The organism is Priestia abyssalis (assembly GCF_002019595.1).
GTDB lineage: Bacteria > Bacillota > Bacilli > Bacillales > Bacillaceae_H > Bacillus_BA > Bacillus_BA abyssalis.
The window spans coordinates 3,198,229-3,216,921 of record NZ_KV917369.1 but is presented as its reverse complement, the minus strand read 5'-3'; the positions used below and the strand labels follow the sequence as shown (position 1 = coordinate 3,216,921).

At 41.6% G+C, this 18,693-nt stretch carries 17 protein-coding genes and 2 pseudogenes; 13 read left to right on the top strand and 6 right to left on the bottom strand.

The annotated features are described in order from the left end of the window. Positions 1-13: 13 nt before the first annotated feature. Positions 14-1,024 (bottom strand): DUF3231 family protein, encoded by a 1,011-nt coding sequence (locus BK575_RS15485; protein ID WP_078411340.1) that lies wholly within the window; start codon positions 1,022-1,024, stop codon positions 14-16. 313 nt (positions 1,025-1,337) lie between these two features. Continuing rightward, on the bottom strand, positions 1,338-2,240 hold the full coding sequence (locus BK575_RS15480) for an aldo/keto reductase (RefSeq protein ID WP_078411338.1): 903 nt from the start codon (positions 2,238-2,240) through the stop codon (positions 1,338-1,340). A 238-nt stretch (positions 2,241-2,478) separates the two neighbouring features. Between BK575_RS15480 and nagA the strand changes: the two genes are divergently transcribed. From nagA to nagE, 5 genes are read left to right on the top strand one after another with little or no spacing between them, the layout of a single operon-like run. Further along, the gene (gene nagA / locus BK575_RS15475; protein WP_078411336.1) at positions 2,479-3,660 is read left to right on the top strand and encodes an N-acetylglucosamine-6-phosphate deacetylase; all 1,182 of its coding nucleotides are present in this window, start codon (positions 2,479-2,481) and stop codon (positions 3,658-3,660) included. Positions 3,661-3,662: 2 nt separating this feature from the next. Then, positions 3,663-4,421 carry a glucosamine-6-phosphate deaminase gene (gene nagB / locus BK575_RS15470; protein WP_078411334.1) on the top strand — a complete coding sequence of 253 codons (759 nt, stop codon included), beginning with the start codon at positions 3,663-3,665 and terminating at the stop codon, positions 4,419-4,421. After that, positions 4,414-5,145 carry a GntR family transcriptional regulator gene (locus BK575_RS15465; RefSeq protein ID WP_328589513.1) on the top strand — a complete coding sequence of 244 codons (732 nt, stop codon included), beginning with the start codon at positions 4,414-4,416 and terminating at the stop codon, positions 5,143-5,145. Before nagB ends, BK575_RS15465 begins: the two co-directional genes overlap by 8 nt. Further along, positions 5,145-6,053, top strand: coding sequence for an N-acetylmuramic acid 6-phosphate etherase (gene murQ / locus BK575_RS15460; RefSeq protein WP_078411332.1), 909 nt, complete (start codon positions 5,145-5,147; stop codon positions 6,051-6,053). The genes BK575_RS15465 and murQ overlap by 1 nt, the downstream gene beginning before the upstream one ends. A 24-nt stretch (positions 6,054-6,077) precedes the next feature. Further along, a complete protein-coding gene (gene nagE, locus BK575_RS15455; RefSeq protein WP_078411330.1) occupies positions 6,078-7,442 on the top strand; it encodes an N-acetylglucosamine-specific PTS transporter subunit IIBC in 1,365 nt (454 codons plus the stop codon). 58 nt (positions 7,443-7,500) lie between these two features. Here nagE and BK575_RS15450 read toward each other — a convergent pair whose 3' ends face one another. Genes BK575_RS15450 through BK575_RS15440 form a run of 3 tightly spaced genes read right to left on the bottom strand, consistent with a single transcriptional unit; the run spans position 7,501 to position 10,516 of the window. Then, a complete protein-coding gene (locus BK575_RS15450) occupies positions 7,501-8,385 on the bottom strand; it encodes a YitT family protein (protein WP_078411328.1) in 885 nt (294 codons plus the stop codon). A 38-nt stretch (positions 8,386-8,423) separates the two neighbouring features. After that, positions 8,424-9,941: a potassium/proton antiporter gene (locus BK575_RS15445; RefSeq protein WP_078411326.1), complete on the bottom strand. Its 1,518-nt coding sequence runs from the start codon at positions 9,939-9,941 to the stop codon at positions 8,424-8,426. Positions 9,942-9,958: 17 nt separating this feature from the next. Continuing rightward, the gene (locus BK575_RS15440) at positions 9,959-10,516 is read right to left on the bottom strand and encodes a tyrosine-type recombinase/integrase (RefSeq protein ID WP_078411324.1); all 558 of its coding nucleotides are present in this window, start codon (positions 10,514-10,516) and stop codon (positions 9,959-9,961) included. Positions 10,517-10,714: 198 nt separating this feature from the next. Between BK575_RS15440 and BK575_RS15435 the strand changes: the two genes are divergently transcribed. Beyond that, positions 10,715-11,128 carry a DinB family protein gene (locus BK575_RS15435; protein ID WP_169907837.1) on the top strand — a complete coding sequence of 138 codons (414 nt, stop codon included), beginning with the start codon at positions 10,715-10,717 and terminating at the stop codon, positions 11,126-11,128. 205 nt (positions 11,129-11,333) lie between these two features. On the opposite strand, the gene BK575_RS15430 is transcribed toward BK575_RS15435, so the two are convergent. Continuing rightward, positions 11,334-11,891 carry a hypothetical protein gene (locus tag BK575_RS15430; RefSeq protein ID WP_078411320.1) on the bottom strand — a complete coding sequence of 186 codons (558 nt, stop codon included), beginning with the start codon at positions 11,889-11,891 and terminating at the stop codon, positions 11,334-11,336. A gap of 551 nt (positions 11,892-12,442) precedes the next feature. Between BK575_RS15430 and BK575_RS15425 the strand changes: the two genes are divergently transcribed. The 7 genes and pseudogenes from BK575_RS15425 (at position 12,443) to BK575_RS15395 (ending at position 18,614) form a co-directional block, all read left to right on the top strand. Beyond that, positions 12,443-12,811 (top strand): CidA/LrgA family holin-like protein, encoded by a 369-nt coding sequence (locus BK575_RS15425; RefSeq protein ID WP_078414811.1) that lies wholly within the window; start codon positions 12,443-12,445, stop codon positions 12,809-12,811. After that, complete coding sequence (locus BK575_RS15420; protein ID WP_078411318.1) at positions 12,808-13,497, top strand: LrgB family protein; 690 nt, start codon at positions 12,808-12,810, stop codon at positions 13,495-13,497. The genes BK575_RS15425 and BK575_RS15420 overlap by 4 nt, the downstream gene beginning before the upstream one ends. A gap of 83 nt (positions 13,498-13,580) precedes the next feature. Then, a pseudogene (locus tag BK575_RS29495) lies at positions 13,581-13,670 on the top strand (GNAT family N-acetyltransferase); the annotation flags it as partial. Between the two features lie 1,151 nt (positions 13,671-14,821). Continuing rightward, a pseudogene (gene ltrA / locus BK575_RS15410) lies at positions 14,822-16,646 on the top strand (group II intron reverse transcriptase/maturase). Between the two features lie 164 nt (positions 16,647-16,810). Continuing rightward, positions 16,811-17,173 carry a hypothetical protein gene (locus BK575_RS15405; protein ID WP_078411316.1) on the top strand — a complete coding sequence of 121 codons (363 nt, stop codon included), beginning with the start codon at positions 16,811-16,813 and terminating at the stop codon, positions 17,171-17,173. Positions 17,174-17,255: 82 nt separating this feature from the next. Further along, positions 17,256-17,606 carry a DUF2200 domain-containing protein gene (locus tag BK575_RS15400; protein WP_078411314.1) on the top strand — a complete coding sequence of 117 codons (351 nt, stop codon included), beginning with the start codon at positions 17,256-17,258 and terminating at the stop codon, positions 17,604-17,606. Positions 17,607-18,263: 657 nt separating this feature from the next. Beyond that, a complete protein-coding gene (locus BK575_RS15395; RefSeq protein ID WP_078411312.1) occupies positions 18,264-18,614 on the top strand; it encodes a DUF4181 domain-containing protein in 351 nt (116 codons plus the stop codon). Positions 18,615-18,693: the final 79 nt, after the last annotated feature.

The following is an 18,693-nucleotide window of genomic DNA, read 5'->3' as shown; positions in this document are numbered from 1 at the left end:
GGTGAGCCTCTCATCAACTTTTATTGACTGAAGCCAAATAGTCACGGTCTGTCACCATAGGAGGAGTTTCCATCCACCCATGTTTGATCATCATTTTGGCTCCCTCTTCTGCCAGGGTTGCCAATTCGGTCATCAATAAGGCGTACATCATTCCCAAATCTTTTCTGATGCTTCCAGCTAATGATGCGCCGTAATCACCTAAACTAACGGCTAACGTCGCATTCATATGAAACATTAACAGCTTTTCAGAAAAAGGAGATTCGATGGAATCTGTAACGGCATCGTTCCATGTCATGGGCACTTTTAAGTGACTTTCACGCAGTTTATGACCTAGTGTTGCCATATGTTTGCTCATGAGGTCTCTGCATTTCATGATGAATTTCGTCACGTCTTTGGAGGTCGCTGCTTGACTGAAACCAATCGCGATGGCCTGAGTTAAAGACGCCGTACGAATATTGCCATAAAGGTGTGTGACTTCAACAGCTAAAAGCGGGCGGTGTACACCGAATATCCCATCAAGAAAATTACTGTCTTGAACGAATGTAATTTCTTTTAATCCATTAAGATACGGTGAGCGTATAAATATCCCTTTGGCAAGAAGTACTTTGCTCACTTGTTGATCCAGTGCTGTGCTTTCTTTTAGTGCAAGGTCAAAAAATTGGACTATGTCATCTCGAACGGAAAGGGTGAGGGCTAATCCGTAAGCGTTAATGCCTACACGCCCCATTTGTTTAATGTAGTGCAAATAGAGAGAGTCAAAAAAGAGAGGAGCCGCTTGCAGATTTAAGTCTTGATCTGTAAACCCCTGCGGGATCGCATATCCTTCTTGGATAAAGATTTGGGAGATCGTTTGGAGATGTCTTTGTGAAATCATAAGAGACTGCTCTAAAATAGGTTTAATATCAGGGTCCTTGACCTTAGCGATAAAGTACTTTAATACACAAACGGCCATGCTGTCGCTCATATATGTCGACCAAAGATTCGAGATTTCAGTTGCGGTTAGATGGATGTTAGAATGCTGCATCAGGCTGATTCTCCTTTGCTGTTAATCTGTTGCTGTCTATATTTTAATCATCATTTCACCAAAAAATCTTCTCACGTCCTTGTCTTTATTCTTTGAAAGAACCAGGATTTGTATTCAATTAACAAAGAGAAAGGATCAGCCGGGGCTGATCCTTTCTCTTTGTTTTTATCCCGCATTAACGGGCAGTAAGACCCCCACTTCAAAGCTTAGAGTCATCGAAGAAGCTTAAGTGAGGGATAACTGCCCGTAAAAGCCCGATAAGATCAACTAACTACTAATAGGGGAAAGAACCCCCCGCTGATGGAAGTTTCTTTTATGGAACCTCATGACCCATGGAGCTATGTAAAATTTCAAACCATTGATCAAGTGTCAGTTTGTATTGTAATGCATCAATCGCTGCGTCAATGCGTTCTGTTTTACCGGAACCGACGATCGGCATGATTTTGGCTGGATGATTCAGCAGCCATGCGTATAATACCGCGTCAATGCCCGGTGCACCGATTTCTGCCGCCACTTTCTCAAGGGTAGAACGGAGTCTTGCCGCTTTTTCATTATCAGCGGAGAAAATATCGCCGCCTGCAAGAGGTGACCATGCCATCGGGGCAATACGCTTTTCAAGACATAAATTGAGTGTGCCGTCTTCAAAGTTTTCCAGGTTGTAGGCGGAAAGTTCGATTTGGTTCGTAACGAGCGGGAAGTCTAAATAAGACTGCAGCATATTATATTGATGATGTTTAAAGTTTGATACACCAAAGTATCTCACTTTTCCTTCTTCTTTTAACTGGGTGAACGCTTCCGCCACTTGAACAGGATCCAGAAATAAGTCCGGACGGTGTATGAGCAGGACATCAATATAGTCCGTCTGCAAGTTTTCCAGTGATTGATTCACCGATTTTAAAATATGTTCTTTGCTCGTGTTGTAATGGTGAGACTGATGCTCTGGACGATTTGGTGATTCGAGTACGATGCCGCATTTTGTGACGATTTCCATTTTGGCACGAAGCTCGGGCTTCACTGCGAGGGCTTCCCCAAATAGTTTTTCGCACATGTAACTGCCGTAAATGTCGGCATGATCAAACGTGGTTATTCCTTTTTCCAAGCAATGTTCCATTAATGCAAGCGTTTGCTCCTTGGGTTGATTCCAATCTGCCAAACGCCATAATCCGTGAACGATTCGTGAAAAGGACAAATCATCCGTCAGTTGAATTCTTTCCATATATATCACCTCACGTTTAGTTGTAGCAATGCTAGGAAAGTTTGTCAACAAAAACGCTTTCATAAAGAAGTGGCAGAAATGAAGAGAAGTCGGGAACGCAGTTTTCTTGTTTGAATGTTTTCCATAGAGGGGGGAAATAGTAAAAGGGATTGGTAAAAAAATAATAACAAGTGGTATAGACAACTAGTTTTCTATATGTTAAGATAATCGTGAAGTCAAGAAAGGATGAGATTTCACCATGAAAACACTTTTGAAAAATGTACAAGTGTATATGGATAATCAGTGGATTGAGAATGGTTATCTTTTAATTGAAAATGATGTGATTGACGGTGCAGGCAGCATGGAAACATGTCCTGAACCTGACGAACAATATATAACGATAGAGTTATCTAATGAATATAAGCTTATACCTGGATTTATCGATCTCCATATTCATGGAGCGGCCGGAGCGGATACGATGGATGGTACACAAGAAGCTTTGGGAACGATGGCAGCTGCTCTGCCGATGGAAGGCACGACAAGCTTTTTGGCGACGACGATGACCACCGCTCAAAGCGATATTGAACGAGCGCTGCAAAATGCAGCCACCTATATTAACCAACATGGTGTGACCGGTAAAGCGGAGGTTCTCGGCGTTCATTTGGAAGGGCCATTCATTTCGCCCAAACGAATAGGAGCCCAGCATCCGGATTATGTCATGATGCCGAGCATCGATTTATTCCGAAAGTGGCAGGAGCTTGCAGGAGGACATATTAAGCTTGTGACGATGGCGCCAGAACAGCCGAACGGCTTGGAACTGGTCCGTTATTTAAAGGAACAAGGAGTCGTGGCCTCCATCGGCCACTCGGATGCAACGTATGAGGAAGTTGTCAAAAGCATGGAAGCGGGTGTCAATCATGCTACTCATTTGTACAACCAAATGAGACCCATCCACCATCGAGAGCCAGGGGTTGTCGGAGCAGTTTTGCTGCATGATGAAATCAAATGTGAAATCATTGCAGACGGCATTCATTCACGTCCGGAAATGGTTCGCTTCGCTTACAACAATAAGGGGCAGGAAGGTCTCATTTTAATTACAGACGCGATGAGAGCGAAATGCCTCGGTGAAGGAACGTATGATTTGGGCGGGCAGGATGTGACGGTGAAAGACGGACAGGCAACGCTCGCAGATGGAACATTGGCAGGCAGCATTCTTACATTGAAAGATGCAGCCAAAAATGTACAGCAGTATACAAAATGCGGGTTGGAAGCAGTCATTCAAATGGCAAGCGTTAATCCGGCCAAGCAATTAAATGTGTATGATCGAAAGGGAAGCATTGAAACGGGGAAAGACGCGGACCTGGTCATTTTAGATCAAAACGATGAAATCTACATGACGTTTTGCAGAGGGCAAATCGCCTATACAACACGGGAGGGATAATAGTGAACATCATTGAAGTGAAAAATTACGAAGAAATGAGTCAAAAAGCAGCGGGGTTCATTCGTGAAACGGTAAGAAAAAAACCAAATGCCGTGTTAGGAATGGCAACGGGCGGAACGGCGGTAGGAACGTACAAATACCTTATTCAAGATTTCAATGAACATGGCACGAGTTATAATCAGGCTTACACCGTCAACTTAGATGAATATGTCGGCATGGATCCAACCCATGAACAAAGCTACCACACATACATGGACAGCCACTTATTCCAGCATATTGATATGCCGAAGGAGCATCAGTACCTTCCAAATGGAAAAGCGGCTCACCTTGAAGCCGAATGCAAGCGCTATGAAGAAGCAATTGAAGCGTTGGGCGGCGTGGACTTGCAAATACTAGGCATCGGCCATAACGGCCATATCGGATTCAATGAACCAGGGACGTCATTTGATTCGAAGACACAGGTCGTGAAGCTGGCTGAATCAACGAGAAACGCCAATGCGCGCTACTTCGATCAGATGGATGAAGTGCCGACACATGCGATTACAATGGGAATCGCAACGATTTTAAAAAGCAAAAACATTCTCTTATTGGTGTCCGGCAAAGGAAAGGCCGAGATTTTGCATAAGCTGCTGACATCTGATGTAACAGAAGAGATTCCGGCGACTGCGTTAAAGACACATCCGAACGTTACTATCATTGCCGACAAGGAGGCGCTAAGCTGCTGGAACAATCGAGAAACGGAGATGAAGCTCGGTGTTTAAAGTAGACAAAGATTCTCTTTTACCCATTTATTATCAAATCGAAGAAGGGATGAAAGAGCTGATTGCAAGGGAAGAGCTGAAGCCAGGGGATCTCGTGCCATCAGAGCGGGAATTGGCGGAACGATACGATGTTAGCCGCATGACAGTCCGTCAGGCAATCAATAATCTTGTGAACGACGGGTACTTGGTGAGACAGCGCGGAAAAGGAACGTTTGTCGCGCACAGTAAAATCGAACAAGGGCTGCAAGGGTTAACGAGCTTCTCGGAAGACATGAGGGCAAGAGGCATGTCTCCAAGCTCGAAACTGCTTGAATTCAATCGTATAAAAGCGTCCATGACGATTGCAGCGAAGCTGAAAATCGGTGAAGGTGAATCAGTATATGAAATCAAACGGGTACGACTTGCGGATGATATTCCGATGGCTTATGAAATGCTGTATATCTCCGAAGAGCTTGTGCCTGACTTGACGGAAGAAGCGCTCGGTTCATCCATTTATGAATATATGGAAAATACATTAAATATCCGTATCGCGAAAGGGGAACAAGTGCTGGAAGCATCCCTTGCCAGAAAAAATGAAGCGGCGATTCTGCAAATTAAGGAAGGTGCATCCGTGCTGCTGATTGAGAGAACAAGCTATATGGAAAACGAAAAGCCGGTGGAGTTTGTTCAATCCATTTACCGCGGAGACCGCTATAAATTCAAAATCGAGATGGAGCGACATTGATGATGGCGAAAAAAACGGAAGAAAGAAATATGCGAAGTTTGAATTTAGATGAAATGTCGGCACAGGAAATCGTATCTCTAATGCAGGAGGAAGACCGTGAAATCCATTTCGGCATTTCTCCTGCCACCCCTCACATTGCTAAAGCTGTAGAAGAAATCGTGAAAAGATGGCAAGAAGGGGGACGGGTATTTGTCATCGGTGCAGGCACAAGCGGACGAATTGGCATGTTAGATGCTGTGGAGCTCGGACCTACCTTTTCAGTCGAGAGCGATCGGTGGACGGCCATTGTAGCGGGAGGCAATGAAGCAATGTGGCAGCCGCTTGAAGAAAACGAAGATGATGAAGCGGTGATTCAAGCCGAGTTGAAAAGCAGAAACCTCAATGAAAAAGATACCATCATTGGGATAGCGGCAAGCGGAAGTACCCCGTTCGTCGTGTCAGGTTTGCTGTATGGCAAAAAGCAAGGGGCGTTAACGATTGCCATATCCAATAATGAACAGACAAAAGTGTCTGCGATCAGTGATATCGGGATCGAAGCGGTGGCAGGACCGGAAGTGATTAGAGGTTCGACCCGGCTAAAGGCAGGAACCACCCAGAAAATGATTATCAACATGATTTCAACAGCCGTCATGGTCCGATTGGGGAAAGTGTACGGCAATGAAATGGTAGACATGAAGCTCATCAACCAAAAGCTTGTTCAGCGGGCGGCGGGTATCATCCAAACGGTTGCCGATATTCCTGAAGAAGAAGCGTTCACCCTGCTAAAAAAAAGTCAATTTCAGTTGAAAGAAGCTTTATTCATGGCCTTGACGGATGCTTCACAAGAAGAAGCCGTCCGCTTTCTGCAAGAAACTGATGGGCATATAAAGAAAGCGGTTACTTTATTTTTCGGGAAGAATACTAAATAAAACGAATAAGGGGGAGTCCTTACGATGTTAGGGTTTCTACAACGAATTGGGAAAGCGTTAATGCTGCCAATCGCCGTATTGCCGGCGGCGGCATTATTGCTTCGATTAGGTCAAAAAGATTTATTGAATATACCTTTTATGGCAGCTGCGGGAGATGCAGTGTTTGCCAACTTGGCGTTACTGTTTGCTCTTGGTATTGCTGTTGGATTAGCGAAAGATGGAAATGGTGCAGCCGCTCTGGCCGGAGCGGTGGGATATTTTGTTCTGACAAAAGGTACCGCTGCCATTAATGAGGATATTAATATGGCGATTTTGGGCGGAATTATCTCAGGGGTCGTTGCCGGTCTTTTATATAACCGTTTTCATAACATTAAAATGCCGGAATGGCTCGGTTTCTTTGCCGGAAAGCGTTTCGTTCCAATTGTCACAGCTGTTGTCATGTTAATTTTGGCGGGACTGTTCGGAGTGATTTGGCCTCCGATCCAATCGGGCATCAACGCCGTTGGTGACTGGATTACGGGTGCCGGCGCATTAGGGGCAGGGGTTTTTGGATTGTTGAACCGACTGCTGATTCCAATTGGGTTACACCACGTATTAAACAGTTTAGTATGGTTCGTATTCGGTGAGTACAATGGCGCAACAGGCGACTTAAATCGTTTCTTTGCAGGCGATCCGACAGCGGGAGTGTTCATGTCAGGTTTCTTCCCGGTTATGATGTTTGGGCTGCCGGCAGCGGCATTTGCGATGATTGCAGCGGCGAAAAAAGAAAGACGAAAAGCCGTAACGGGTATGCTGATTGGCTTGGCGTTCACTTCCTTTTTAACAGGGATTACAGAACCGATTGAATTCTTGTTCATGTTCATTGCACCGGTATTATACGGAATTCACGCAGTTTTAACCGGTATTTCGATGGGACTTGCTGTAGCGCTGGACATCCATCACGGTTTCGGTTTCTCAGCGGGCGCGATTGATTACTTCTTAAACTTCGGGATTGCGCAAAAGCCTCTTCTGCTGGCGTTCATTGGAATCATTTATGCGGTTATCTATTTTGTTCTTTTCTATTTCTTAATTGTAAAGCTGGACATTAAAACGCCTGGACGAGAAGATGTTGTTGTCGGCTTTGAAGGGGATGCGGGCACAAACGGAAGCGTTCAGCATATGGAATTGGCCAAGCAATATTTAACGGCGCTTGGCGGAAAAGAGAACCTTGCCAACCTGGACAATTGTGTCACTCGTTTACGTCTCCAAGTAAAAGATATGAACGCAATTGATGAAGCGGCCTTAAAACAGCTGGGGGCAAAGGGTGTCATCAAATTAAATAAAACCGATCTTCAAGTGATTATCGGGACAGATGTAGAATTTATCGCAAATGAAATGAAGGTTTTATAGTCATTAAACGAAAAGGATGGGAGTAATATTACTCCCATCCTTTTCGTTTATAAGTGAATTAGTGGATATCTCTCTTTTTAAATCGTCCTCCGCGTACTTCCGTAATATCTGCTACGGCTAAAAAGGCAGAGGGGTCTAAATCTTCGACGATTCCTTTAAGTTTTGCTTCTTCCAGTCGGGTGATGATACAGAAAACAACCTTTTTATCGTCCCCTGTATAGGCGCCTTCACCGTGAAGATAGGTAACACCGCGACCTAACCGGGCATTGATGGCATCCCCGATTTCTTTGTGCTGATCACTAATGATCCAGGCCGATTTCGATTCTTCCATTCCTTTCACAACGGCATCAATCGATTTTGAGGCAATCACGTAAGCTAAAATAGAGTACATGGCACGATCCCAACTGAATACGAATCCTGCAGCGCTCAAAATAAACAGGTTAAAGAACATGACAATTTCACCTACAGAAAAAGGCACTTTTTTGTTAATGAGAATGGCGAGAATTTCCGTGCCATCCAATGCTCCGCCGTAGCGAATGACCAGTCCAATCCCGATTCCAAGAACCATTCCTCCAAAGAAAGTCGCAAGGAGGATATCATCGGTAAAAGCAGGAATCGGGTGGAACAAAGTGGTAAAAACCGATAACAGTAAAATGCCAAAGACAGTAGAAATGGCAAACGTTTTACCAATCTGTTTATATCCAAGGAAAACGAATGGAAGGTTTAAGATAAATAGAAAGATTCCAAGTTTTATTCCGGTAAGATGGGAAAGCATGATGGAAATCCCTGTAATCCCGCCATCAATAACTTGGTTCGGGACCAGGAAGATTTCAAGTCCTGTCGCCATAAGCAATGCCCCAATGGTGATTGCTATAGCACGCTTGACGATTTTAGCGATGGATAATTTTCGGTGTTGAATGTTGGCATTTGCAAGTTCGGTCATTTCTTTCTCTCTTTTCTTAAAATATTTTTATTTCTCTCTTATACGGATGAAGACTGAGTCTCGATGGTCTCATCTGTCCTATGCTCTTTTTTCTTCTGCAACAACTGTTTTAATGGCTGTTTACTCTTTTTTGAAGCGAGAATATAAAGGAAATCCCCCGGGCAAATGACGGTATTCCCATCAGGTGTAATGAGCCGGTCGTTCCGGATGATGGCGTTGACTAAGGCGCCGTCAGGGAATGGGATATCGAGCAGTTTTTTGCCGATGATTTCCGCGTCTGCCTCCATTTCGTATTCAATCATTTCCGCCTGAGCTTTTCCGAGTGAAACGAGCTCAAGCGAATGCATCGGAGTGGCCTTTTGAGGACCGGTCAATCCGAGCTTATCCGCTAGATTCGTAATGGTCGCCCCTTGGATTAAGCAGCTCGTCAGTACAACGAAAAAGACGACATTGAAGATTAATTGACTGTCTTCAACATGTGCGAGCATCGGGAAGGTGGCAAGAACGATCGGCACGGCACCTTTTAAGCCTGCCCAAGAAAGAAATAATTTTTCCTTCTTCGTATAATTCATGCTGATGGTAGACAGGAACACAGCGATTGGCCTGGCGATGAGCATTAAAATCAATGAAATAAGGATGCCTTTTGAGAAAACGTCCCACGTAAAGAGTTCGGATGGAAAAATAAGAAGGCCTAAAATAACAAACATTAAGATTTGCATCATCCAGGCAAACCCCTCTGAAAATCGGAAAATCGAATGGCGGTACGCAATTTCGGCATTGCCGATCATGATGGCCAATACATATACCGCAAGAAGCCCGCTTCCTTTCATAAAAGCCGTGATTCCATATGTGAGTAAAGCGAAGGCGATGGCGAAAATAGGATAAAGCCCGCTTGAATCCAAATTGATGCGGTTTAATGCGGCAACCGCTAATTTACCGAACAGAAAGCCGAGCAGCAGCCCAAGGCCCATTTGAACGAAGAAAGAGCCAATCAATTTCAGGACATTGGCATCAGGAACGGTAATCAGTTCAATCATTGCGATAGTTAAAAAAACAGCCATCGGATCATTGGAACCCGACTCTGCTTCCAGCGTCGTCCCGATCCGTTCTTTAATATTTTGCCCTTTTAAGACGGCAAATACGGCAGCGGCATCTGTGGATCCTACAATGGCCCCAAATAGTACAGCAACGAGCCAATCGACATCAAGAATGAGTTTTGCCGCAACAGCGACGATGCCTGATGTTAACACAACGCCGATGGTGGCGAGAGAAAGGGAGGGAAGAATAACGGGACGAAGCGTGCTCCATTTTGTTTGAAGCCCGCCTTCAAACAAAATGATCACAAGGGCAAATACCCCGATCATTTGGGCGGTGCTGGCGCTGTCGAAATAAATAATGCCTAATACATCGCTTCCCATCAGCATTCCGACCATCATAAAAAGAACGAGGGCAGGGACACCCAATCGGGCAGAGAATTTCGTCGTCAAGACACCCATAATGAAGAGAATAGCTGTCAGTAAAACAAATGTGTCCGTGTGTAAAATATCCGCAAACATGGTGATCAACTCACTTTCTATAAATTGACATCAAGCTTGATATGAAAGGATGGTTGATTGGCTGCCCCGATATATTGACGTGTTTCTGAAGGGGTGGAGTGCTGCAGCCTTTTTTGAATGAGCGAAATCGCGATTCCCTTTGTATACGCATGGTAGCCGAATGTTTTTCGAAGCGTGTGGGTCCCGATTGGGCCGCTGATTCCTGATTGTTTGGCTGCTTCATTGATAATTCGGTAAGCTTGCTGGCGCGTAATGGACTCATTCGTTTTTCTTGATTTAAAAAGAAAATCATCATATTGGAGTAGCCCTTCTTGAATACATGATCGTAAAGAGTCACGAACATGATCGTTAAAGTAAACAGGAGGATTTGTATAAATAGAGGATTGCAGATAGTGAAGAATGTCCCCGGATTCGCTCATCACATCTTTGACATGTAAATGCAGTAAGTCATGGATGCGGATACCTGTATTAATTCCAAGCAATAATAAACAATAGTCCCTTGATGAGCGGCTCTTTAAAAATGCTTTCATGGATAGAAGTTGTTGTTCATCTTTAATGGCTTCGACGGTTTTCATTGTAGTTCCTCCTATGTAACATAACCCGATTATAACATAGTATTATGTTACATTAAAAATGATATGCTCGCACGGTTTATCATCGAAAGCGGCCTATGGTAAACTTGAAGTGCCAGAATTTACCTCAAGTAGCTGGAGCAAGTGATCTTATAAGGAGAGCGAAGTTGTTAAAGTGCATATGGATTTGGAATGAATTTGATGGAGCTTCCCCCAACAGATTATCAAACAGAAATACAAAGCGTGTTTCCGACGATTGCCGATACCATTCAACACATATACGATGTGGATTTTCTGTGGCTGTCGAGATGCATGGGGGGTGAGGCGTTGGAACGGCTGTCCATTCATACACCGGAAGAAGCCCAAAAAGCTTTTGACACATTACATACTGCCATTGATGAATTGATCAATGGCAGTGATGTCACCCAAACCATCAGTTATCAAAATTCAACCGGTAATGTTTTTACGAATACTGTTGAGGAAGTAATCCGACATCTTGTTAATCATGGAACGTACCATCGAGGGAACATCACGGCCATGCTTAGACAAATCGGTCATCGGGGAGTATCGACGGATTATATTTATTTCATGAGACAGAGCTGGAATGAAATGTAACTGAAGAGAAAATTAATAAAGAACAGAGGGCTTACGGTTCGTTAATGCCGGAAAACTGCAAAACATCCTTAGAGTTCATGAACTCTAAGGATGTTTTGTGATTGCTAGCTCAAAGTAGTAACTTCTTTTTGATCATAATGAATGAAAAGGAGAAAAAATCAGCTAAGTTATCTGCCTCACATAAATGACCTTCCATCAGACGCTCCTAAAGTTCATACGGCTCTTGAGCGGGACCTGCTGATTCCTGATTTCCAATGCCGATCAAGTTATTGATGGTCATTTTCATATGTTCGTATTGGGACATAAAGTGATATTGATTAGGCCTCGGCGTCTCGCACTGGATGAAGGAGGCCTGTCTGTTCTTATTGATATACTCTATTTTTAAATGGCCAAAGTGCCGGTTGAGTGTTTTTCCGTCTTCATCAGTTTCCTTTTTTGTTACCTTGGAGTATTCTGCTTTTTCGATTCTGGCGAGAGGAATAATGGCTGCTTTACTAATCATAATTTTATCGTTGTATAATTCGATACGGGAGACGGTGTCACTGTTTATCCCGTCTGCAAAACGAACATGGCCGTAAATGGTCAGCTTTACACTGGGTTCAAAGTATGATGTTTCCTGATCTCTTTTATTTAGATATAAAAAACGAACAAGGAATGCGACTAGTAAGACTACTAAAACGAATATCACTGCGCCTATTTTAATCACCTCATCTATATAGATCGATTTAGGAAATTCGACATACCCAAAGAACGGCCATGTCAAATTTCCTAACCTTTGAGAGCAAATTCAAGTGGTCTGGATAGCCGATTATGAATGTTCCACAATCGAAGGAAACTGTGTCGATTTATTAAGTAAAATGTATATAGTATCTCTTGTGTAATAATTCCATAAACAGGGGGAATATTCCTTCGACAAAAAGTCCCAATATTTTGGAACTGACTCTTTTTTTGAGATAGGGATCAAAATGCTTTTAGATTGTCTGTAGATATTCGATACCCATTTAATACGAATAAAAGGTGTTGTGTAAGAAGAGGTAACAAATCTATCGGTTAGATAAGCAAAGAACTCTTTCAAAAAGGAATTGAAGGTACGTTTATATGCTAGTAAGTGAGAAATTTGTGAGATTTTCTACATTGAACGATTAATTCATGCAGAAAGTGTGTAAGATCCTTTTACAAAAGTGAAGATGCTGACAGATGACTTTTATATAATGAACGTACAACAGATGTTACCAAAATGAAGCAGAGAAGATGTACGTTGAGAAGAAATTGAAAAGTTATGTTCAAAACTTCACATATTTGGAGATGAAGAAATTGAAAATAGGAAAAATCATCCTGCAAATTGGGCTATTATCGATTTTTTATGCAATAGGGACGTGGATTCAACAAACTTTTCAGCTCGTAATTCCAGGGAGTTTACTCGGAATGTTTTTGTTGTTTGGGTTATTATCGGCGAAATTGCTTCCGTTACGCTGGTTTGAATTGGGGGGAGAAACGCTTTTGGCGGTTATGCCGTTTTTATTGCTGCCGTCTACTGTCGGATTAATCGATTATGGTTCGTTTCTCTTGCAAAAAGGAGTTAATTTATTTGTCACGACCGTTATTAGTACGTTCTTAATCATTGTCATTGCCGGTCATACCGGACAATATCTTGCAAATAGAAAGGAAAAGAAAATATCATGAATATGTTGATTACAATCGGCTGGATTGTTCTTACTGTTGTGTTGTATAAGGTGAGTAAACGGCTTTATAAATGGCTCCCTACGCCCTTTACCATCCCGCTGCTCACGGCGACTGCCCTTATGATCTTACTGCTGCTGTTTTTCCACATACCGTACGAAACGTATATGAAGGAGGGGGGAGGCTGGATTACAAAGCTTCTTGGCCCGGGGATTGTTGCCTTTGCGATTCCGTTATATAAACAGCGCTGTATGTTAAAGAAATATATATTACCGATCAGCGGCGGGGTTTTCGTCGGAACCACTGTAGCCATCTTAAGTGATGTAGCCATTTCGTTCATGTTCGGAACGGATAAAAGTCTCATTCTAACGACTTTACCTAAATCAGTGACGATGCCGGTTGCAATGGATGTGTCGCAACAAATTGGAGGTGTCCCATCCTTAACGGCGGCATTCGTCGTCATAGCGGGAATAACCGGGGTCATTACCGGTCCGGTGCTGTTGAAATGGAGCCGCGTGACGAATTTCATTGGAAAAGGAATCGGTTTTGGTTGTTCATCTCATATTATGGGCGTAACCCAATCCATGAAAAACGATGAGCGTGAAGGGGTTATCGGTTCGGTGACGATGACTTTAACCGCTGTGTTAACTTGTTTGCTCGGCCCATTATTTGCTGGAATTCTCATATAGAAGGCTTCATGAGGAAATGCTCCCCATTCTCCGCTTCATCCCAATCATTTAGGCTTCATCTTTTTCTGAAGCCTTTTTGAATTATAAGACAAGCAGAATGGCTATACGATCACTATGTTGACCATGTGATTTATGGAATTTTATTTGAAGAGTGGAATAACAAACAAAAATAAGCGATTTAAGACTATGAGGCTTCCTAAATAAAGGTTGCCTTTTCTTGTAGTAAAGGGGCAGTTATTTAAAAAGGAACGTTATTCCATTGAAGGAGGCTAGTATATTTTCTTGTTTCATCATTTGTCCTCCCTATGCGTATACAACGAATAAGTAATAATAAATGTATACACTTAAATGAAGTAAATAAAAAGTTTTTGATTGATTAACGAGGGCTATGTTATACGGTTCGATTTCCCAAATTAGATAATGCTTTATTATCACTCACTATACAAAAAAGGACCCAACACTTTTGGGCTGATAGTTGCAGCTATGATAAATTTCTTATTCCAGGAAAGGGCGCTTTTCTGTAGCAAGAGATGCGCTCTACTTAATGAATTGGGCCAGATTCTTGATGCGAAATGTTCCTGACTCAAATGAAATGTGGTCACACAATTTCGGTAAAGGTCAGGCAGTTTTAGATTTCTAAAACTGAAGGGTTATGTCGAGGAGTCGAATGAGGAGGTAACGCTCTGAAAGGCTCCCCCTGCGTCGAATAGCACGCTGTTTAGTACGAAATAGCGTGTTATAAGCTCGGCTAATAGGCGTGAGAATTTACCGTAACAGTCCGGCTGACGAAAGCCTACCCGATGGGGTGGTGTAAATCATGGTGCTTGGGTTGAACAGATATGGTGAGAATGCGATGAAATATAATAAGAAAGTATATTGCTGACGAACTTCTGAACGTACGGGTCTAGACTGGCGTTATATAGAAATGTATTTACTACTAAATGTAGGGTTAGCTGTGGATGAGTAAGAATCAACAATATAAAAATCCATCTTGTGTTACAGGCACATGCAAGGCTAACAGGCTCATAGGAAGCACCTAAGTTTGTTCCATAATAGATATAACTCAACGTTGTAAGCTGATAACGTGGAGAGCTTACTCTCGATGAAGCGTTGAAAAGGAAAATAGTCGTGAGATTAGCGACTGTATAACTATTCTTCATATCAGTGAAAGTGGTGGCACAGTACCGTGGAAGCGTGTAATGAACGTGGAGGGATAGCCACTAGACTAATAAAAGATTCATTCAACCATGCAAGGCAGTTCTTAAACGATTAATAAGGTTCTTGTAAGACTAATAGAGGTTCAGCTCCTAAAGGAGCCACCAACTTGTTAAAACGAAAAAAACTGAGGCACAATGAGTATTATGATATGCAATATCATTTTGATTCTTTATACGCTCAAAGTGCTAATGGTCAAAATTTTTATGGATTACTCGATTTAATGCAATCTGATGAAAATATTCGGTTAGCCTATCGGAATATTAAACGAAATACCGGCAGTAAAACGGCTGGATATGATGGATTAACGATTGAAGATCTAAAGAAACTATCTGTATCAGAAGTTGTATCGACGATACAACAAATGTTTGAACACTATACACCTCAAGCCATTCGAAGGGTCTTCATCCCTAAGGCAAATGGAAAAACACGCCCCTTGGGGATTCCGACTATTTGGGACAGGCTGTTCCAACAGTGTATCTTACAAGTGCTTGAGCCGATTTGTGAAGCGAGATTTTATAAACATAGCTACGGTTTTAGACCGAATCGCAATACTCATCATGCGAAAGCTAGATTTGAAACGCTCATCAATCGGGCGTGCTTATATCATTGTGTAGATGTTGATATAAAAGGATTTTTCGACAATGTGGACCATGCCAAACTATTAAAACAAATGTGGTCATTTGGCATTCGAGATAAGGCACTGCTTTCCATTATTTCATATTTCACGACTTTTAAAGGCTGAAATTATTGGGGAAGGCTTCCCAACGAAAGGCACATCCCAAGGTGGTATTTTATCACCCATCTTATCTAACATCGTACTGAATGAACTAGATTGGTGGGTCAGTCATCAATGGGAAAGTTTTGAAACGCGAAAGCCATATAAATCGTATGCTGGCAGATATAATGCGTTGAAACAATCGAATTTAAAACATTGCTACATCGTGAGATATGCAGATGACTTTAAAATCCTTTGTCGCACTCGTTCACAAGCAATTAAAATGTATTATGCAGTGAAGGATTTTCTTCAAACGAGGCTTCGTCTTGAAATTAGCGAAGAAAAATCAAAGGTGGTCAACCTAAAGAAAAACTCATCAGAGTTTTTAGGTTTTCGTTTTAAAGCACATCTGAAAAGGACAAATAAAAGGACTCTCTATGTCGCTCGCTCACACATGACAAAGAAAGCGCTCAAAAATGCACAGATAAAGGTAAAACAAGCAATCAAAGCGATTCAGAAACACCAATCAGCCGAGAATGTTTGGCGCTTTAATACAGTTATAATGGGAATCCAAAATTATTATTCTGCAGCGTCACACATTACAGATGATTTAACTGAGCTGAACAATCGTCTTCATAAAGCGTTATACAATCGTTTAAAAGAATTGAGAAAAGAAGCTACGTTTCAGGACTTCACAAAATCCTTACAGAAACGGTATAAGGGATATGAATGTAAGCTCTACAAAATAAAAGAAATGGTACTTGTCCCAATCCATGCCCAACGTTGTAAGGTGAATCTTAACTTCTCTCAAACTATCTGTAACTATACTACCGTAGGTAGAAATAAAATCCATCAAAACTTGCGAGCGATTAATAAACAAACGCTCACTCATGTGATGAAACAATTCATACCGAGCCGTTCCATCGAATACAACGATAACCGGATTAGCCGATTTATCGCACAATACGGGAAATGTGCTGTTACAGGAATTGAATTAGGACTGAATGATTGGCATTGTCATCATAAGACACCGTACCATCTCACAAAAGATGATTCATACGGAAACTTAACGATATTGCACAAATCTGTTCATCTTCTTATACATTTGAGAGATCAAGAGAAAATACAAGTGCTTTTAAACTCACTCAAGTTAAATGAAAAGCAACTCACAGAAGTTAATAAATTGCGTAAGCAATGTCTGAACGAAGCAATCTGATTCTACATTTCATCTTGCCTATACATAAAAATATTGAATGAGTTGGATTAGTTGGAACGCCGTATGCGGGGAAACTCGCCTGTACGGTGTGAAGTGGGGGGAAAGCTGGAGATAACTTCAAAAGCTTACCTATCACTATAAGACGAAGAAAGGACAGTATTAATATGGAGAACGTATCAAATGAAGATAAAGCGAAATCAATAAAATCTTTGCAAACGACAATCAGTAAACTCGAAAATGCCTTATCTCAGATGACTCAGAAGGGCGCAAATACCACCTTAGTAAAAAAGCGACTCAAAGCTGTTTCCATCGGCTTAGCCATGCTAGAAAACGTTTGGAATCAAAGACCTCATCATTACACACAGGAAGATCTAGTAGAAGCTCGTAATGTTCTTACTGGTTTATTTCCATCAATTGAGAACATTTATGCTAAGTCAAAGGCTGGCAGTCCACAAAAAACGTTATTAGAAAGAAGGATGAAAGCATTAGAATTAGCTGTTCAAGCGATTGACGATTTTTCCAATTAATGGCGTGAATTAGGTATTCAGATAATCGTATGGAAACCTCAAAAAACTTCATAACTGAACAGATAGAAAGGGAGGATGTATCATGATCAAACATAAGATCTATACAATGAGTGTCGCAAGTGTCTATCCCCATTATGTTGCGAAGGCGGAGAAAAAAGGACGTACGAAAACAGAAGTCGATGAAATCATCCGTTGGTTGACAGGGTATAGCCAGGAAGAGTTAGAAGCGCAACTGGAAAAACAGATAGACTTTGAGACCTTCTTTGCGGAACCTCCCCAACTCAATTCTTCACGGACTTTGATCAAAGGTGTGGTCTGCGGTGTCCGAGTGGAAGACATTGAAGAACCAACTATGCAGGAAATTCGCTATTTGGATAAGCTGATCGATGAGTTAGCAAAAGGAAAAGCGATGGATAAGATTTTGAGGAAATAATAAATAAAAATCTGTTTACCCGAAAATAGCTGTCTTAAATTATTGGGCGCATGAATTGAATAAGACAAATAAAAAGTTGATTCCTTTGAATGTACAGGAAATCGGCTTTTTTAGGTAGAGTATTTGTTTAGCGTATAAAATTCGCGTTTTTGCTCTGGACGCCAACTTGGAAATGAAAGTAAGCCTATGACCCATTTTTACACGTATCTCGGCTGGATCCCTAGTAAGAGACTAACTATAAAGTAAAATGTAGTAACCGAATCCCCATTTTTCGCTTACAACACCGATAAATGGGGATTTTTTATATTTGGGGTCTCGCCAACATTATGCGGTTATCTTCCTGACGCTACCCTAATAAGGTATTGCATAACACCCCACTTTTTTATGCAGCTGCCAGGCTTCTTCAGAAGCTGAAAACGTTGATTGATCAATGATGTATAAAATTGTGCATAAACGATAAAAACGGTCATTGTGAAACCTCTTGGGCGACACTAGGTTTCACAATGGCCAATTTCTCAAAAGAAGCATTATGTTAACTAGATTTGTATAAAGTATACATTGATTAATAATTATTGAGAATAAAAACAAAGTTTTCATAACTTGGTTATAATTAATTGGATACTAGAAGTAATTTTTAAGTCGTTGAGGGAGGACATCATGGGTTTTATTTATATTTTGCTTCTTTTTGTTATTTATATGACCACTGAATCATTCTTGAGAAAAAAACTTAAAACAAAACCACAAAAAGGTTTTTCTAAAGTTTTTAAGGGCCGGAATAAGATTTTTGTAGCTATTGAGATAGTGTTATTCATCTCTTTTTTTATAATTATTTTTTCTCTTCCTTCCGTTCTCCCCGTGTTTGGATCATTTGTTTTTATATTTATTCTTTATGTTTTACGTGGGTTAGAGGAGTGGATGTTCAGGCGACACGAGAAGGAATATTATCATTCTTGGTTAGCAGCATGTTTCTTTCTACTTGCTTATATAGTTGCTCTTATTACTTGGTAGAGGTTTTTAGTTCCGATATCGAACGTTATGGTAACAAAGGATCTTAAAACGGTTTGATAAAATCAACAGGACAAGGTGG

Bases quoted from the DNA above. Each gene is read 5' to 3' on its own strand.
- BK575_RS15445 (WP_078411326.1), bottom strand. From the start codon at position 9,941: ATGTTTGCGGATATTTTACACACGGACACATTTGTTTTACTGACAGCT.
- murQ (WP_078411332.1), top strand. From the start codon at position 5,145: ATGATGGCGAAAAAAACGGAAGAAAGAAATATGCGAAGTTTGAATTTA.
- nagA (WP_078411336.1), top strand. From the start codon at position 2,479: ATGAAAACACTTTTGAAAAATGTACAAGTGTATATGGATAATCAGTGG.
- BK575_RS15400 (WP_078411314.1), top strand. From the start codon at position 17,256: ATGATCAAACATAAGATCTATACAATGAGTGTCGCAAGTGTCTATCCC.
- BK575_RS15405 (WP_078411316.1), top strand. From the start codon at position 16,811: ATGGAGAACGTATCAAATGAAGATAAAGCGAAATCAATAAAATCTTTG.
- BK575_RS15450 (WP_078411328.1), bottom strand. From the start codon at position 8,385: ATGACCGAACTTGCAAATGCCAACATTCAACACCGAAAATTATCCATC.
- BK575_RS15420 (WP_078411318.1), top strand. From the start codon at position 12,808: ATGAATATGTTGATTACAATCGGCTGGATTGTTCTTACTGTTGTGTTG.
- BK575_RS15395 (WP_078411312.1), top strand. From the start codon at position 18,264: ATGGGTTTTATTTATATTTTGCTTCTTTTTGTTATTTATATGACCACT.
- BK575_RS15435 (WP_169907837.1), top strand. From the start codon at position 10,715: ATGGAGCTTCCCCCAACAGATTATCAAACAGAAATACAAAGCGTGTTT.
- nagE (WP_078411330.1), top strand. From the start codon at position 6,078: ATGTTAGGGTTTCTACAACGAATTGGGAAAGCGTTAATGCTGCCAATC.
- BK575_RS15485 (WP_078411340.1), bottom strand. From the start codon at position 1,024: ATGCAGCATTCTAACATCCATCTAACCGCAACTGAAATCTCGAATCTT.
- BK575_RS15440 (WP_078411324.1), bottom strand. From the start codon at position 10,516: ATGAAAACCGTCGAAGCCATTAAAGATGAACAACAACTTCTATCCATG.
- BK575_RS15480 (WP_078411338.1), bottom strand. From the start codon at position 2,240: ATGGAAAGAATTCAACTGACGGATGATTTGTCCTTTTCACGAATCGTT.